This window comes from Lysinibacillus sp. HST-98 (assembly GCF_016757845.1).
Classification (GTDB): Bacteria; Bacillota; Bacilli; order Bacillales_A; family Planococcaceae; genus Lysinibacillus; species Lysinibacillus capsici.
The window spans coordinates 13837-28143 of the sequence record NZ_JAENHX010000005.1 but is presented as its reverse complement, the minus strand read 5'-3'; the positions used below and the strand labels follow the sequence as shown (position 1 = coordinate 28143).

16 protein-coding genes and 1 riboswitch are annotated in these 14307 nt (G+C 38.1%); of the genes, 6 read left to right on the top strand and 10 right to left on the bottom strand.

Features of this window, described 5'->3' with window-relative positions; all coding sequences use genetic code 11:
* Window positions 1–224: 224 nt before the first annotated feature.
* Window positions 225–408, bottom strand: a riboswitch (cobalamin riboswitch).
* Between the two features lie 252 nt (window positions 409–660).
* Window positions 661–912 (top strand): hypothetical protein, encoded by a 252-nt coding sequence (locus JIN86_RS23595; RefSeq protein ID WP_237497272.1) that lies wholly within the window; start codon window positions 661–663, stop codon window positions 910–912.
* A gap of 59 nt (window positions 913–971) precedes the next feature.
* On the top strand, window positions 972–1427 hold the full coding sequence (locus JIN86_RS23590) for a GNAT family N-acetyltransferase (protein ID WP_237497271.1): 456 nt from the start codon (window positions 972–974) through the stop codon (window positions 1425–1427).
* Between the two features lie 162 nt (window positions 1428–1589).
* Here JIN86_RS23590 and JIN86_RS12965 read toward each other — a convergent pair whose 3' ends face one another.
* Window positions 1590–1970, bottom strand: coding sequence for a PH domain-containing protein (locus JIN86_RS12965; RefSeq protein WP_202342105.1), 381 nt, complete (start codon window positions 1968–1970; stop codon window positions 1590–1592).
* A gap of 110 nt (window positions 1971–2080) precedes the next feature.
* Here JIN86_RS12965 and JIN86_RS12960 point away from each other — a divergent pair, with 110 nt between their 5' ends.
* Window positions 2081–2470, top strand: coding sequence for a YhfM domain-containing protein (locus tag JIN86_RS12960; protein WP_004230237.1), 390 nt, complete (start codon window positions 2081–2083; stop codon window positions 2468–2470).
* A 126-nt stretch (window positions 2471–2596) separates the two neighbouring features.
* Here the strand turns inward: JIN86_RS12960 and JIN86_RS12955 are convergent, their stop codons facing one another.
* The 8 genes from JIN86_RS12955 to JIN86_RS12920 all read right to left on the bottom strand — a co-directional run bounded on the left by JIN86_RS12955 (window position 2597) and on the right by JIN86_RS12920 (window position 9347).
* Window positions 2597–3841, bottom strand: coding sequence for a methyl-accepting chemotaxis protein (locus tag JIN86_RS12955; RefSeq protein WP_202342104.1), 1245 nt, complete (start codon window positions 3839–3841; stop codon window positions 2597–2599).
* 160 nt (window positions 3842–4001) lie between these two features.
* Window positions 4002–5420 (bottom strand): aspartate ammonia-lyase, encoded by a 1419-nt coding sequence (gene aspA / locus JIN86_RS12950; protein WP_004230240.1) that lies wholly within the window; start codon window positions 5418–5420, stop codon window positions 4002–4004.
* Window positions 5421–5574: 154 nt separating this feature from the next.
* Complete coding sequence (locus JIN86_RS12945; protein ID WP_202342103.1) at window positions 5575–6204, bottom strand: NAD(P)-dependent oxidoreductase; 630 nt, start codon at window positions 6202–6204, stop codon at window positions 5575–5577.
* Between the two features lie 70 nt (window positions 6205–6274).
* Complete coding sequence (locus tag JIN86_RS12940) at window positions 6275–6688, bottom strand: Rrf2 family transcriptional regulator (RefSeq protein WP_004230242.1); 414 nt, start codon at window positions 6686–6688, stop codon at window positions 6275–6277.
* Between the two features lie 105 nt (window positions 6689–6793).
* Window positions 6794–7000, bottom strand: a complete 207-nt coding sequence (locus JIN86_RS12935) for a hypothetical protein (RefSeq protein ID WP_004230243.1) — start codon at window positions 6998–7000, stop codon at window positions 6794–6796.
* A gap of 44 nt (window positions 7001–7044) precedes the next feature.
* On the bottom strand, window positions 7045–7230 hold the full coding sequence (locus JIN86_RS12930; protein WP_202342102.1) for a hypothetical protein: 186 nt from the start codon (window positions 7228–7230) through the stop codon (window positions 7045–7047).
* 183 nt (window positions 7231–7413) lie between these two features.
* Window positions 7414–8391, bottom strand: a complete 978-nt coding sequence (locus JIN86_RS12925; RefSeq protein ID WP_202342101.1) for a thymidylate synthase — start codon at window positions 8389–8391, stop codon at window positions 7414–7416.
* A gap of 47 nt (window positions 8392–8438) precedes the next feature.
* On the bottom strand, window positions 8439–9347 hold the full coding sequence (locus JIN86_RS12920; protein ID WP_004230246.1) for a hypothetical protein: 909 nt from the start codon (window positions 9345–9347) through the stop codon (window positions 8439–8441).
* A gap of 190 nt (window positions 9348–9537) precedes the next feature.
* Here JIN86_RS12920 and JIN86_RS12915 point away from each other — a divergent pair, with 190 nt between their 5' ends.
* The 3 genes from JIN86_RS12915 (at window position 9538) to JIN86_RS12905 (ending at window position 12749) form a co-directional block, all read left to right on the top strand.
* Window positions 9538–11718 (top strand): ATP-binding protein, encoded by a 2181-nt coding sequence (locus JIN86_RS12915; RefSeq protein WP_009371273.1) that lies wholly within the window; start codon window positions 9538–9540, stop codon window positions 11716–11718.
* Complete coding sequence (locus JIN86_RS12910; RefSeq protein ID WP_009371271.1) at window positions 11693–12319, top strand: response regulator transcription factor; 627 nt, start codon at window positions 11693–11695, stop codon at window positions 12317–12319. Before JIN86_RS12915 ends, JIN86_RS12910 begins: the two co-directional genes overlap by 26 nt.
* A 229-nt stretch (window positions 12320–12548) precedes the next feature.
* Entirely contained in the window at window positions 12549–12749 is a 201-nt protein-coding gene (locus JIN86_RS12905; RefSeq protein WP_004230248.1) for a cold-shock protein, read from the top strand.
* A gap of 149 nt (window positions 12750–12898) precedes the next feature.
* Here the strand turns inward: JIN86_RS12905 and JIN86_RS12900 are convergent, their stop codons facing one another.
* Window positions 12899–14197 (bottom strand): hypothetical protein, encoded by a 1299-nt coding sequence (locus JIN86_RS12900; protein ID WP_202342100.1) that lies wholly within the window; start codon window positions 14195–14197, stop codon window positions 12899–12901.
* Window positions 14198–14307: the final 110 nt, after the last annotated feature.

Genomic DNA, 14307 nt, shown 5'->3' with positions numbered 1-14307 from the left:
GTGCTTCCCCTTTGCGTACATATTTTCAAAACAAAAAGGACTCCCTACTTTTGAGGAAATCCTTCATTTTATCTTCTTTCATCACACAATGGCAAACAAACCCTAAGTATATGTGAATGAGTTCGATTGTGAACCCTTTCATTTACTATGGGCGTTTGACGTACTGTGACGAACAGAGCATTCTGTTTTGTCAACATGCCACCTCCTATTCCTCGTAGGTTTATGGTGTGTACTCGTAACAGGCAGGTATCCTGACTCATGATCATCGCTTCTTTTCTCCTTCCCGTCCAAAGACAGTGGATACTGAAAAGTCGCTCACATTTACAGTTGCGGGACAGTGTCGGATTCACACCGACTTCCCTTTTAAGCAAATTGCACGCAATTTACACCTATTACTACACGCTATTCAGTTGTCATAGGAATTTAGTGTACGCCACATTCCTATTAGATTACTAAAATCAATTGTAAAGTAGTATTTTTCTAAAGTCAAATATCATAATATTTTCCAAAGTACTAATCATCCTTGCTTTTCGTGCCTGATTGTTTTCTGAAAATTGTGGGAGGATATAAAAACGGTGAACTCCGTATTTTTAATCTTTCAATGACTCTATAATAAAAGATAGTGCGCACTACACTACTAATAGTGAAAGGATGAAAGATATGAAAGCAAGTCAACAATTAGTGACGAGTAATTTAGAGGAAAAAATGAAACTATTTACTCAAGCTGTTTCTGGACAAATTATAGAGGAAGCTCATTTTGTCATAGCCAACACGAACATTCCAACTGATACATTTAATTTGCTAGTGGTGAAATCGCCTATGATTCATAAGGAAATCATCTTAAACAAAGGATCAATCATTTCATTGTTAATAAACTTCCTTTCAGCACGTGGGTGGATGCCAACTATCTAAGTGATGATTGGCTACATCTGATAAAAGACTGCAATTTACAGGAAGCTGAACGAAATAAGATGATGAAGCTTGACCATACACTTCACACAGGTCCACGAATTTCCAATCATCTTACCATCACAGAAGTAAGCAACAAGGAAGAGCTTCTACAATATAAGGAAGTTTTTCTAAGTTTATTTGGAGAAACAGCAGAAAGAGATGCATTAGAAACTTATTTTCATAAATTCTCACAGGAAAAGCTAGCATCCAATGCTCGAATGTTTATTGGCTGTATAAAGGAACTACCTATCGCTACGGGATTATTAATAGACAGTAAACATAGCTATGGGATTTATGATGTGATGACAAAAGATGCGTATAGGGGCAAGGGATATGGCAGTGAGATGTTTCAATTCCTACTCAGTCAAACAATTGATAAGCAAAAGCCCGTAGTCTTACAGGCATCAGAGGATGGAAAGAATATATATAAACGCTTCGGGTTTAAAGAAGTCGGAGAAATGATTGTCTTTGAATAAGAATTCGGCAAGGCGCTCTTATTTACGCTTATCAGTATTTTCGAGCCTACCGTAATCATGAAGCCGACTTAAAATCCTTTACACCGTCCGCTTCTGGCACGACAAAAAAGCCTCGCATTATTGCGGGCTTTTGGTTGTGCACATGGACTATTAGCACCTTCATTACGTCCCTAACACATACTGTGCTAAGACGCTTTGCACCTTATAAATATTTGTCGCCTTATTAAAGTTTTTTTGAATCGGTAATGAACTGCCAGACACCCATATTTTGAGCTCTGCATCTAAATCAAATGTTCCAGCTGTTTCTACTGAAAAATGAACGATATTTTTATAGGGAATGGAATGATACTCTGTTTTCTTGCCAGTCACTCCTTGCTTATCAATGAGGATCAATCGTTTATTGGTAAAAATAAACGTGTCTCTAATAATTTTATAGGCGTTCTTGACTGTCTCGTTTGGAATTAATAAATTATGGACCTCCTCCTGTAGTTTTTCTAAATTCACCTCGCTTGCATTGCCGATCAATCCATCAAATAAGCCCACTATCTGTCCCCTTTCGCTCTCGTTTATTTAATGTATTACAAAGAAGTGAGAGCTACGACAGGAAATGGTGGTATTATTTAGCCTATAGAGGGGGTGAGTGGTTGCGAATAATGATAGTTGCCTTAGTGTCTCTACTAGCCGTTGTTTTACTAGGATGTAATGAAAAGCCAGATGATGAATTAGCTAAGGTCAGCATTTCTAACGGTGCTGAATTTGGCAAGATAAACCGTGATTTTATTAAAAAATATGAGGATGAAGAATCACTTACACTATTCCAACAAGCCATTGCAACTGCTGTCAAAAACGAGGGTGTTGTCAATATGGCTTCGCCAGAATATGATGTACAAATAGTGGACAAGGCAGGAAACAAATATGGCTATCATCTTTGGTTAGGTGATAAAGGGCAAAACAGTAGTTTGATGCATGTCGAGGATACGCATACGATCTACACACTATCTGAGGAGATCACTGGGAAACTAATTGCGCTGGTTCGACCATAAAAACACTTTCCATGTATTCTAGGAAAGTGTTTTTATGGTCCATCATTTCTACTTTTTGGCTTTTCGTAGTATTGATGAAGATGCTTATTTAGGGCTTAAAAACCCAGAAAAATACCTTTTCATTGCCTAAACCTGAAACTGGTTAGTTAACTTTTGTAAGTTATCCGCTTGGACACTTAAATCCTGTGTGACATGATTAACTGCTTGCATTGAGGCTGTTTGCTCATCCATTGAATGTAAAACAGCTTCTGTATAATTCGATAGCTTGCCCATGCCAGCTGCGATGGTTGTCACAGTGGATGCCACTTCATTGGCGCTACTTGAAAGCTGCTCAGCTGTCGTCGAAATATCCTCCAGTTGACTTGTCATCTGACTAACATGCTGTGAAATCGTGCCAAATGATTTTGTCGCTTCGTCGATGACATACACTCCTTGTTGAACATTTTTCAAATCATCTTCTACTGATGAGGCTACTTGTTTTGTATCACTTTCTATTCCTACAACTAAATCCACAATTTGCGTAGCAGAATGCTTGGATTGTTCTGCTAATTGACGCACTTCCTCAGCTACAACGGCGAAGCCTTTACCATGCTCTCCAGCGCGCGCTGCTTCTATGGCCGCATTTAATGCTAGTAGATTTGTTTGATCTGTAATGGTCGTAATCATATCTGTCATTGATTTAATATCTGACATTTTAAGGGATAATTGCTGCATCAATCCACTTGTTTTTTCTGTTGAAGAGGAAATAAATTGCATTTGTTCTTTTGCCACATGTAAAATATTTGCACCATTTCCTGCTATCTCGCTAGCATCTTTCGCATGCACAAACACATCTTGTGTGGCTACTGTAATTCGCTCAATGCCATCAACGGTTTCTTGCATAGATTCAGCACTATCATTAGCCGATTGTGCTGCTTGCTTCAAGCCCTCTGACGTCTTCTCCATTTGTTGATCTACTTCTTCCACAGCAAGCGTAATTTCATTCGTACTCGCAGATAATTCCTCGATGCTTGCTGATAAATCTGTAGAGCTGTGCGCAATTTTTTGTGTCATTGTTCGTAATTGTTCCTGCATCTCTAAAAAAGATTTTGCTAGTTGAGAAATTTCACTATTGTCACGAACTTCAATGACCACTGTATCTAATTGGCCTGCCGTAATTCCTTGTGCAGCCTCTGTAATTTGTTTGATAGGCAGTATCACTTTGTAGTGGACATACACGGTGTAAGATAGTGTAATAGCGATTCCGACAATTGTTAACACGGTAGAAAACCAATCTAATGTCGTTACATTGGCTAAATCGATAAATAAAATAACAATCATTAAAACATTTAAAGCGGAAAAGCCAAGTAAACTCTTTTTTCGTAAACTCATTCCAAATTCCTCCAACTAAAATATGTATTCCATACCATTATTATAGTTGAATAATCCTAAAACGCATAAGGATACGCTCTATTTTTATATGAGGAAAGGTCTATAAAAAAAGACTATAGACAGCTTTTTAGGGCATGTCTACAGTCCATCATTGCTCGTTTTATTTTAATTTCATGATACTTGAACCCGCAATACCTGGGTGTGTCATTTCATATGGATCTAAAATTAAGTCTAATTGTTCTTTTGTTAGGACGCCTTCTTCAATGCAAAGCTCACGAATTGAACGACCTGTTAGAATAGCTTCACGTGCTAGACGAGCAGCTACTTCATAACCGATGTGAGGGTTTACTGCTGTTAGCACCCCTACGCTTTTTTCTACATATTCTTTCATGCGCTCTTCATTTGCTTCAATATCTTTTAAGCAGTTTTCTGTAAACGCACGGAAAACATTATTCATAATGCTAATCGATTGGATTAGGTTGAATACTAATACAGGCTCCATTACGTTTAATTCTAATTGGCCAGCTTCCGATGCAAGAGAAATCGTATGGTCATTCCCAATTACTTGGAAGGCTACTTGGTTCAGCACCTCAGGCATAACTGGGTTGACCTTACCTGGCATAATTGAAGAACCTGGTTGACGAGCTGGTAACAGGATTTCTCCTAAGCCTGCGCGAGGACCAGAAGCCATTAAACGCAAGTCATTAGCAATTTTAGACATATTAATCATACAGATTTTTAAAGCGCCTGATACTTCTGTATAGGCATCTGTATTTTGTGTGGCATCCACTAAATGCGTTGCACCTTTTAATGGTAAACCAGAAATTTCAGCAAGATGCTCATCAACAGATTTAATGTAGTCTGGGAAGGCATTTAAGCCTGTTCCGACAGCCGTTGCACCCATGTTCACATCATATAAATTTGGACGTGTTTGACGAATGCGTACGATGTCACGATTGATCACGCGGCAATAAGCTTCAAACTCTTGTCCTAAGCGGATTGGCACGGCATCCTGTAAATGCGTACGACCCATTTTAATGACATGAGCAAATTGCTCTGCTTTTTGATGGAAAACGGATTGCATATAATCCATCGTAACTAATAATTCATCTATTAAATTTAACACAGCGATATGAATAGCTGTTGGGAAAGCATCATTTGTTGATTGTGACATATTGACATGACTGTTTGGGCTTACTGTGTGATAGTCACCTTTTTCTTTCCCTAAAATTTCTAGGGCACGGTTAGCGATGACTTCATTGGCATTCATATTAATGGAAGTACCTGCTCCACCTTGAATTGGGTCTACGATAAATTCAGCATCCCATTTGCCATCAATCACTTCTTGTGCTGCTTCGACAATTGCCTCACCAATTTCTTTTGATAATAGGTGTACTTCCATATTACTTAATGCAGCTGCCTTCTTCACAATCCCCATTGCTTTAATAAGTGAAGAGTGAATTGTGTAGCCTGTAATCGGGAAGTTTTCCGTAGCACGTAGTGTTTGAATTCCGTAATACGCCTCTGCTGGTAATACGCGCTCACCTAAAAAATCTTTTTCTATTCGTTGTGTTGACATTATTGTCGTCTCCTTTTATGTAATACTCACACTTGATAGTAGCTAATAAAAGTCGTATTGTAAACAGTCATTTTTCTGTAAACGAAAAAAATCCTTCAAAAAAGCAAAAAAATCACAAAAAACCGAGCGCATTTCCTACGCTCGGTTGCATTTATTATTTATTTGACGTTACTGTGAAACGGCTATTAACGTGCTGTGGGTTTTCTAATTCATCGACGACAGCCACTGCGTAATCGGCATAGCTGACATAGCTTTCCCCCGCGTCATTTACTAATAAGTGGTCGACTCCTGCTGTATAGTGACCTGTACGTGGTCCTTCTGGATCAAAAAATGCAGATGGACTAATAAATGTCCAAGTAATGGATGATTGTTGTAAATCCTGTAGGTTTTGTCCTTGATTTTGCGCTGTTGCTAAATACATAGCTGGGAAATCCGGTGTATCCATCACACGCACTTTTTTCTCTGTGTCCACAAATAGACTGCCCGCTCCCCCTACAACCACTAATTTTGTAGGAATACCTTGGAAAATAGAGATCAAATGACGACCCGCTTTGACATGTAAATCTTCTTGTCCAGCTGGAGCACCGAATGCATTGACAACGACATCGAAGCCTTTTACATCACCTTGCGTCACATCAAACACATCTTTTTCAATTACTGGAATAGCAGCTGTCACTTTTGCTGCTGAACGAACGATGGCTGTGACCTCATGACCACGTTGTACAGCTTCCTCTACTATTTTTTGTCCTGCTTTCCCTGTTGCACCAATTACGGCAATTTTCATGACTTATTCCTCCTAAGATTTAGTTGTAACTATTTTAGTTACAGGTTAGATACAAGAAGACCATCTCCGTCTAAGTACGAAGCTGATCTAGCACATCCTGTAGCGTCTGTGCTTGTAATTGCTCTTTCATTGCCAGCCAAACAGATGTATAAACCCCCTCCAATGTATGCTGGATTTTTTGACCTACTGCACACGCTGGATTTGGCTCATCATGAATGGCAAATAGCTGCTCTGGCCCATCAATTGCCTGATAAATAGCTAAGAGTGTTAAATCCTTAGGCTCTACTAATAACTCATAGCCAGCCATGCCAGAATGAGAAGAAAGTAAGCCTGCTTTTTTTAGTACACCAATCATTCTTCTTACGACTACTGGATTGGTATTCACACTTCCAGCTATAAAATCGGACGTAAGGAGACTTTTATCAGATGTTGTAGCAATGAGCGAAAGAATATGGATCGCCACCGAAAATCGACTGTTCACCATATGTATCACCACCTGTTGTAACTATTATAGTTACAGGTGCAGAAAAAAGTCAAGTACTGTCACCTGTATATATTGTTCCCCGATATGCTGTTGCTAATGTATCGCTTATATTTTTTTTACGTAAATGACTAATTCCTGTCGTATTTGACCGTTTTCCTCATAAAAATCTAAATTATGAAATTCATATTTAAAATGACCTACAGGAAATGTCACACTTTCTCCTTGTGCTGCTGCCAAAATGCCTGCTACATCTTGTGACACCATATGTAGCAGCTCTTCCCCAGATAAAGAATCGATAAAAATAACGTTCATAAAAAACACCTCCATAGTCATTATAGCTTAGGAGGCGCTTACATTTATAGTGTATCTTTATAGCCTTTCAAGCGAATCTCTTCAATGATTTGCATCATTTCTTGAATTTGCTGCTGTGACAATTCGATCTTGTTACAAGAATAAGCATGTTGCACAAAATCCATGCTTTGTTCTGGCTCACTTTGCTGTCGATCATATTCATCTACTAGAAGTACCATTGTATTTTTCACAACTATCACCCCTACAATATAATGGACTATTCCCATCATACCAAATAATGCTAATTATACCATAATAACTATAATCAATTTCTTTTCATCCAGTCATCCAACTACTTGCCTATTTCGTAAAACAAATAGTTTGACCTAGCTATTCGTTTGAAAAAACAGCAACCAAAATGGCTGCTGTTAGCATTATACGGCAATCGGTGCTTTAATCGCAGGATGTGGATCATATCCTTCAATCGATAAATCCTCAAGCTCTATATCAAAGATGGATGCTTTTTTTGGATTGATGTGCAATGTTGGTAGGTTTCTTGGCTCACGTGATAGCTGTTCTTTCACTTGCTCCACATGATTCGCATAAATATGCGCATCTCCAATGCTATGAATAAATTCGCCAACCTCTAGGCCACACTCATGTGCGATCAAATGTGTTAATAAGGCGTAAGACGCAATATTGAATGGACAGCCTAATAATGTATCAAGGCTTCTTTGCATTAACTGACAGCTTAATTTACCATTTGCTACATAAAATTGGAACATCACATGGCACGGTGGTAATGCAGCTTTACTGCCCTTTGCGCCCGCATTAATGACATCCTCAGGATTCCATGCATTGACAATGATACGGCGTGAATCAGGTTGATGCTTAATCTGATGAATAACATCCTGTAGCTGATCAAGGCTTTCGCCATCAGAGGTTGTCCAATGGCGCCATTGTTTGCCATAGACATTTCCGAGATCTCCATATTGCTGTGCAAAGTCATCATCTGTTAAGACACGTTCACAAAATGAGGCAAGCTCCTTTTGATACAATGCGTTAAATGACTCGTCTACTAAACAGCGTCGACCAAAATCTGTCATATCAGGGCCTGTATACTCATCAGATTCCACCCATTTTTTAAATGCCCATTCATCCCAGATGTGGTTGTTATGCTGCAATAGGTAACGGATATTGGTATCCCCTTTAATGAACCATAATAATTCACTTGCTACAAGCTTAAAGGGCACACGCTTTGTCGTTAGAAGAGGAAAACCTTTGCTTAAATCAAAACGCATTTGATACCCAAAGACACTATATGTACCTGTCCCCGTTCGATCCTCTTTCTTTGTGCCATTTTCTAATATATGTTGTAGTAAATTTAAGTACGCGAATTCTGGATGCGTCATTTTTCTTCAACAGCTCCTTCAAGTTTGCTGTTGATCATTATACCATTTCACAACGAATTATTGTTGAGCTCCCTTGAAATTTCACTCTCTGTTGTGACGAAAAAAGTGGGCAGCAGGATGATATTTAATAAAACAGGTCCAACAATCACTAATAAATCAATGCCAGGACTAAAGTATAATCCAAATGCTGTAATCAGACCCGATAATACAAGGAACACGATTTGTGCGACAATAATCAAGATCGGCACCAATTGATACAGGTAATTGAGTTTACGGAACTGATGCATATTGTCTGGATTTTCAATGATTTTCCTTTTTAACCGTCTGGATAAAATAAGACAAGCAAGCAGTTGGATGGCCATAAAGCAAAAATAAATGACACTGTATACAAGCAACTGACTTTTTTGAATGGTGCCATCAAAATGGCCTACTCTTTGGTTTAATAACTCTTGGACTGCTCCCTCATAGACATATTCACGTTCACTCAAAAAAGTAAAGGGCTCCATAAAGCCAAGCGCTGTCCAATCCTTTGTATTGACAGTCCACTTGGATAATTTACTTGCTAAAATACGCAATTGAATAGGATCTTGCTCGCCAAACATCCCTACTAGATGACGATAGGGTATGGCTACTTTTAGCTGACCATCCTGCTTTTCTTGAAATAAATCCTGAATATAAAAGGTATAGGCAACATCGGATTTGTTGGCCTCATAACGAGTCTCTCCAATTTTCCAATGATTAGCTAAGGAAGCTTGAATGCCATTTTTCATTTCTGCATAGGGCATATCCTTATGTAAATGCTTCGGAATCTTATAGACAAAATGATGATCACTACCTATGAGACCAATTTCTACCTCGACTTTATCCTGATTCACCGTTTTGGCCTTCGTGGTCAATGGAATGGTGATCATAGCGATGAGAAAAAAAAGTAAAAGTGTTAAAATGCCTTTTTTCACGCAGAAGTCCCCCTATTCGTCACTAATGATTAAATTTACCCTATCATAGCCATGTCCGAAAACACTATTTCGTTATTCCGAAAAAACAATAGTGGTTTTCCGAAACTCGTTATTTCGGTATTCCAAATTTATCAATAATTAGCGATAATATATAGGAGATTATGATCATAAGCAAATTAGAGGTTTAACAATGAAAAAATGTACTTATTGTATTTTTCTTACATACTTAATACTCGGTATTTATGTGTTAGGTATTACCATCAAAACACCCTTTGTAAGTCTCACTCTCGATACGACAAACGGTCAGCCTGTTTTTGTGGATAGCTATTACCCTCTATGGGCAGCGCAAAAAAATATTGAAAAAGGGGATATTATTGTGGCTATCGATGGGCAGCCAGCCATGGAGAATCGCTACGTTCAACAGCAAATGATCGTTAGAAGCGCCAATGCATTAACGATCCAAAAGGCTGATAAGAGTATTCAAACCATTGCTGTCAAACATCGAGACATACCAGAAGAATTATATTTACAAATTTTGTTCCCCATCTTTTATTTTTTCCTAGCTTTTGGAGTCGCTCTTTATGTTTGGCGACGCAATCAAAATAATCTTTCTACGTTTTTATTGATCCTATTTTTATTAACTTGTTCGACCGCCTATATCAGTACTGGCGCATCAGCTAGAGGAAATATGATTGGGATGTTTGTCATTAGTAGCTGTATTATTTTATGCATGGTTCTCTTTATTCACTTTTTACAACACTTTTTCAAATACCTGCAAATCAAGTGGACCTATCCTCACAGCAAATGGCTGTACGTTTTAATACTTATCATTTTACTGGAGGAAGTGGTGCCAACATTACGTGCGATCACACCTATCTTGAACTTGAGCTTATTTGCTGTCCTAGTGCTCTATGCAATTTTTATTTTAGTAACGAGTTACTTACGTACAAAATTGGCCAAAATTCGTTTAATTGCGCTTGCCTTTATCGTGCCGTTTTTACCCTTTTTATTATTCTTCGTTACACCTGAAATATTAGGACATAAGCCGATATTACACGCTGAAATTGCCGCATTGTTTTTATTATTTATTCCGTTCTCTTTTCTGTTCATTCAGGTGAACGAACGATTATTCGATATTGAATACCAATTATCACGATTACGCTATTATTCAACGCTAGCCTTTTTCAGCGCGCTTCTGTTGACAGCAGGGATTGCCCTGTTATTTATGGGGGAGCTATCCATCGTGCATGTCACAAGTATTTTTTTACTTGTCTTTATGGTGATCATTGCGAGCTTTTATATAAAAGAACGCATTGATTTTAAGTATCGGAAAATTATCTTCTCTTCTACTGGAAATTATGTACATAATTTATATGCAGCCGTTCAGCGCATGGGCAAAGCAAAAAATCAACAAGAATTATTGGATCGTTTTAAATATGAAATCACCGAGAAGCTTGGAACAACAGCGTTTCATATCTGTACCATAACAGACGATTCTCCACAGCATGTAAGCTACTATCCGCAATTACTGTTACATGATGCTGGTGAGGAAAAGATTATGTTAGAAATACGCCATGCTCTGCAAAAGGAAGAGCTGCTTTGGTTAGAATTGCTTGCACTGTATGTGTCGATGTTTATCAATAACTTACAGCAAATTGAGGATTTAGTGCGTGAAATTCAGCATATAAAAAATACCAGTGATACACCGCTTCCTTGGCTCGATAAATTGCTATGGAATATTATTGAGAAGGAAAAGAGTATTTTAGCACAGGAATTACATGACACCATTTTGCAGGAGCAGCTTCATTTAGCCAGAGAGCTTGATGTCCTAGCTGGCTCCCCTACTATTCAAAAGGAGACCGTGCTAGCTATACGCGAGCAGCTATTAAATGCAACGAAGGACTTACGAGAATATTGCGAGAACTTGAGTCCTCCACTATTGGATACCTTTGGTTTACAAATGGCATTAAAAAAACTCATTCAAAAGGTAAAAATAAGGGCTGATTTTTTATTAAGCGCACAGATTGATCGTGTAGAATTTCAGGATGTCACCCTGCATCTCGTAGTCTATCGTCTCGTGCAGGAGCTGTTAAATAATGCAATCAAGCATGCCGAAGCAACAGAGGTTTCGCTTCAATTACAAGCTATTCCTCAAGGCTTTATCCTTCGATACGATGATAATGGTATAGGCTGCGACATTGACGATTTAATACAGTCCTCTGCATCAATGGGCATTAATGGCATTCGTGAACGTGTCCGTGCTTTTAATGGTGACATTACGATTCAATCGAGCCTTAACGAGGGCATGCATATTTATATACAAATACAAGAGGAAGGGGATTCATATGATGAACATACTTATTATAGATGACCATCCTGTCGTTTTAGATGGTACGAAAACATTGTTGCAGGATTTAGCCAATGTTCAAATCGAAACAGAACAGGATTGCGCAGCCGTTTTATCAAGAATGGATACAGATACCTTTCAGTTGTTTCTCATTGATATCAATATGAAGCCAATCAACGGTATTCAATTATCAGAGATGATTAAGAAAAAACAAGCTGATGCTTTGATTATACTTTACACAGGCTACGAACTTTCCGATTATTATGAGCTATTGATTGAGAAAAAAATTGATGGTCTATTATCAAAGCTGGCGACAAAGGAGCAAGTGATTCAAACTATTCAAGCAGCCATAAGAGGTGAGATTTTACTTGCAGCCGATTTCTTAGACTTTGTTCAACAACGCACCAACCTGCCGAATTTGCAGCAGGAGGTTCTACTGAGCGACAAAGAACAGGAAATACTTCAGCTCGTGGCCCAGGGCTGTACAAATAAAGCCATCGCCTCTGCAATAGGTGTCACCCAGCGTACAGTGGAGAACTATTTATCCAAGCTATTCGTCAAGCTGAATGTAGAGTCGCGGGCAGAGGCTGTCATCGTTGCGAAGGAAAAAGCATGGATTAAATAATGAGGAAATAGCGTTTCTTTACTATAAGATTACAAATGTAAATTTTCCCTTACTAAAAACGGAATTTACTGGATATACAAACAATTCTGTACTATAATAAGGGTAATAATTACATTACTTCATTGCGATGATTAAAAACACGTATTCAAAAGTAATATGAGCTTTTGAATAGGTTTTTTATATGTGATAGAAGCAATTGATTGTTGAATTTTTTTGGGAGGGTGTTTACATGACACAAGGTACAGTAAAATGGTTTAACGCAGAAAAAGGTTTTGGCTTCATCGCAGTTGAAGGTGGCAACGATGTATTCGTACATTTCTCAGCTATCCAATCTGATGGCTTCAAAACTTTAGAAGAGGGCCAAAAAGTTGAATTCGGCGTAGAAGAAGGCAGCCGCGGACCTCAAGCAACGAATGTAGTGAAACTATAATCTTCACTTAACATAGACGTGCATATAAAAAGAGACATTCGTAAATGGATGTCTCTTTTTCCCTTTCAGGATTTATAAATCCGAGTTACTCCCCCGCTATACCTTTACGATCATCTTATCAACTTGCGAAGGTAGCCATTCCATCCTGACTAATATAAATGAATTTGATAATACTTTTTTGGTCGTCCACGCGTGGTGGATATGTTGCTTGGTAATTCGTGTGCTAATTTTTTTTCATGGAGCTGCTTTAAAATGCGGTTGGCAGAGCGTACCGTAATGCCGAGATGAGTGCTGAGGAGTTCCCCACTGACGATCGTTGTCGTTAGTTTTTCCAGCATCGCTTCTATTTTTTGTAATTGTAATAAGGGAATATCATATGTCGTACTTAAATTTTTTAGATGCTGTTGTTTTTCATCGTCAAACTGTAGCATCGTTCCATATAGTAAAGGCCCGATTTCTCGTGTATTTTCAATAATGTATCCCTGCGTTTCCTTTGAGGAGCATAGGGTTGCGGCTTTTTTAGCAAACTCCTGACTTTCAATTAGAGAGTCACCAATACCCCACCCGATTCTAACAGGAAACGATAGCTTCTCATTTAAAAAATCAACTAGATGACAATGTGAATAACGATTCGTTGTACTTAGAAATTGCTTATACGTCGTGATAATTGCAATAAAGGATGCCTCACGATGGACGATAAATGAGCTAGCATACAGTTGTTTGAAATCTAATATCGTTTTATATAGGGCAATTTGCCGATATTCTAGGTCTTCTATATTCGATTTATCAATCGGAATTAAAATATGCACTACCACTACTTTATTTTGGTTAAGCTGTCGAATTCGCAGTTGATTGAGAAAATGATCTAATGTTAATTGCATTGCATATTGAGACGGGTAAAAAGCGATAAATGGTATATTTTGATCAGCTAAGCGCTCACGTATTTCTGCAATGCGGGTAAAGCTCAAATCAACCTTGTTTTCCTTATGCAATTGTAGATGCCATTCAGCAGCTTTATCGACAATATCGCTACTTGCGTACTCGCTCATCGTTTGGCTAAAAAGATAAGGTTTTTTTCCTATCGACCATTCATGAATGCCCAAATAGCCGTTTTCCTCATAGCAAAAGTCGATGGCAATGCGATTCATAGCAATCTTTTTCTCATAAAAAAGCTCCGTAACGGTACGGTAAAAATCACGCTCTGAAATATCAAAATAATGCATGGGTACCGTTGCTTCTTGAAAATGCGTTTGAGCATAAAAATATGGAATTTGTCCGCTAAAAAGCGCTCCATCTCCCCCTTCCAAATACTTTTCTAAAAGCTCATTCAAATGTTCAAAATCAGTATAAGCATAGTAATGAAATTCACAAAAAGAGGGTTTAATTTTTTCAAGCTGTTGAACCCATGAAAGTGAGCGTTTTGCGGTAAAAACATTAATTTTATACATACATATAGCTCCTTAATAAAAAATAAATATTGAAAATAGTCAGAAAATATGGTTTCTTTGTATAAAGGACATAGATTTTCAATGTCTTAAAATAGAGACATTGGATTCTT